Origin of the sequence: Ramlibacter sp., from assembly GCF_013697775.1 — a bacterium.
Classification (GTDB): domain Bacteria; phylum Pseudomonadota; class Gammaproteobacteria; order Burkholderiales; family Burkholderiaceae_C; genus Ramlibacter.
This window is the reverse complement of record NZ_JACCWG010000323.1, coordinates 1-2255: the sequence shown is the minus strand read 5'-3', so window position 1 is coordinate 2255 and position 2255 is coordinate 1. Positions and strand designations below refer to the sequence as shown.

Sequence of the window (2255 nt, the reverse complement as noted above, 5' to 3'; positions counted from 1 at the left end):
GTCGCGCTCCGCGAACGCCAGCACGCCGCGCGCGGCCGGCACGCACACCTGCTGCCACATCGCCCGGCTGTGGTCGGGCGCCCGGGCTGCATGCGCTTCGATGTTGCGCATCAGCGTGTGCGCTTCGGCGCGGCCGGCGCGCGCCAGGCCGTACAGGTAATGCAGGTCGAGAAACGGCAGCACGTGGTCGGCGAGCCGCTGCTGCAGGTAGGGCGCAACCTCCTCCCAGCGGTTGCCGACATCCACGCCGGCGAACTCCAGCCGCGCGAGCAGCGACACCGCGTTCACCTGGTCCTGCGTGTACTCCCGCGCGACGCCCCAGACATGCTGGTCGTACAGGGCCAGCACCTCGTCGTGCCGGTCCAGCTCCAGCGCGAACAGCGCCTGGTGCCACCAGTTGTGCGTCTCCATGAAGGAGTTCAGGCCGTTCCAGGTGTCGCTCACGCCGTGCATGAACGCGTGGCCTTCGCGCACGCGCCCTTGCGTGAGCATGACGTGCGCCAGCGCGTGGTGCGCCCACGGCTCCTTGCGCCGCATGTCCATGGCGGTGCGCGCGGCTGCTTCGGCCTGTTCCAGGAAATGGCACTGCTCCCAGGCGAAAGCCAGCATGCCGTGCAGGTAGGGCACGTCGGCGGCGGCGGGCAGGGCGGCCAGTCCCATGCGCAGCACCGCGGGCGAGTTGCCGCTGTTGAAGCGGTGGTACTGGCCCAGCTTCAGCGACGCCAGGTCGCGCGGGTGCTCGCGCGCCTGCTCGTCGTGCAGGCGCATCGCCAGCGGCATGTCGCCATCGGCCCAGGCCGCGACCGCGGCGATGAAGCGCTGCTCGCGCGCCGTGGCTTGGCCGGCACGTGCCTGCGCCCGCAGGATGAAGGGACGCGCGCTGGCCGGTGCCCCGGCCGCTTCGGCGAACATGTGCACTGCCGCGGCATAGGCCTGCACGATCGGGCTGTGGTCTTGTGCGGCGGCGAGCAGGATGTTCGCCGCGCGCGCCTCGCAGGCGATGAAGCCCTCAACGAAGTCGTTGACAGCGGGAAGTGCCGCGGCGTCGTCGAGGGTGAGCGGGTTGCCGAGCGCGTCAGTCCACATGGTGCAGCGCTTTGGAGGGCGGCTGCGGCCAGGGGCGCTGCGGTTCTCGGATGGCCTCATAGGCCCGCGCGACCTGCAGCACGCCCAGGTCGTCGAAGCGCTGGCCGGCGATCTGCAGGCCGATGGGCATGCCGGCGCGCGTGTAGCCGCAGTTGATCGAGGCGGCCGGCTGCTCCGACATGCTGAACGGCACGGTGAAGCCGATGTGCTCCAGCGGGCGCAGCGGGTCGTTGGTGGGCGATGCGTCTTCGGCCGGCGCGGCGCCCACCGGCGATACCGGCGACAGCACGTAGTCGAAGGCGCTGCAGGCCTTGACCGTGGTCGCGCGCGTGAGGTGCAGCTGGCTGAAGGCGCGGAACAACGCTTCGCCGCTCATGCCGTCGGCGCTGTCGGCCCAGGTGCGGATGTAGGGCAGCACCCGGGCCTGGGCTTCGGGCGAAAGGCCTTGCATGTCCACGTGCGAGCGCATGCGCCAGAAATGGTCGATGCCGTCCAGCATGCCCTGCGTCATGAAGGGCTGCATCGGCGCCACCACGGCACCCGCGCGCTCGAACAGGCGCGCCGCGTTTTCCACCGCCGCGCGGATCTCCGCATCCAGCGCGAGGCCGCAGCCGGCCTCCAGCAGCAGGCCGATGCGCAGGCCCTTCAGCCGCCCCGGTCCCTGCCCGATGTCGTGCCAGGCGATGTCCTGCCAGGGCAGGTTCATGCTGTCGCGCGCGTCCGGGCGTGCCAGCACCTGCATGCACAGCGCCGCATCAGCCACCGTGCGCGTCATCGGCCCCGCCGCGCGGCCCATGTAGGGGGGGTCGATCGGGACGCGGCCCAGGCTGGGCTTGAGCGTGAACAGGCCGCACCAGCCGGCCGGCAGCCGCACCGAGCCGCCGATGTCGGTGCCCAGGTGCAGCGGGCCGTAGCCGGCCGCGGCCGCGGCGGCGGCGCCCGCGCTGGAGCCGCCGGGCGTCTTGGCGGGGTCCCAGGGATTGCGCGCCAGCGCGTGGAAGCTCGACAGTCCCGAAGACAGCATGCCGTAGTCCGGCATGGTGGTCTTGCCGATGATGACGCAACCGGCCTCCCGCACCCGCGCCGCGGCCGGCGCGTCCAGCGGCTGTCTCACGTCCGTGTTCGCCGACGTGCCGATCGGGGCCGGGTCGCCACGGGTGTAGATGTTC

2 protein-coding genes are annotated in these 2255 nt (G+C 72.0%); both read right to left on the bottom strand.

Translation table 11 applies throughout. The annotated features are described in order from the left end of the window. Window positions 1-1086 (bottom strand): tetratricopeptide repeat protein (locus H0U68_RS16540; RefSeq protein ID WP_296357536.1); only part of this gene is annotated, 1086 nt, incomplete at its 3' end. Further along, window positions 1076-2255, bottom strand: a 1180-nt coding sequence (locus H0U68_RS16535; RefSeq protein WP_296357534.1) for an amidase, incomplete at its 5' end; no start/stop codon positions are given. The genes H0U68_RS16540 and H0U68_RS16535, both read right to left, overlap by 11 nt.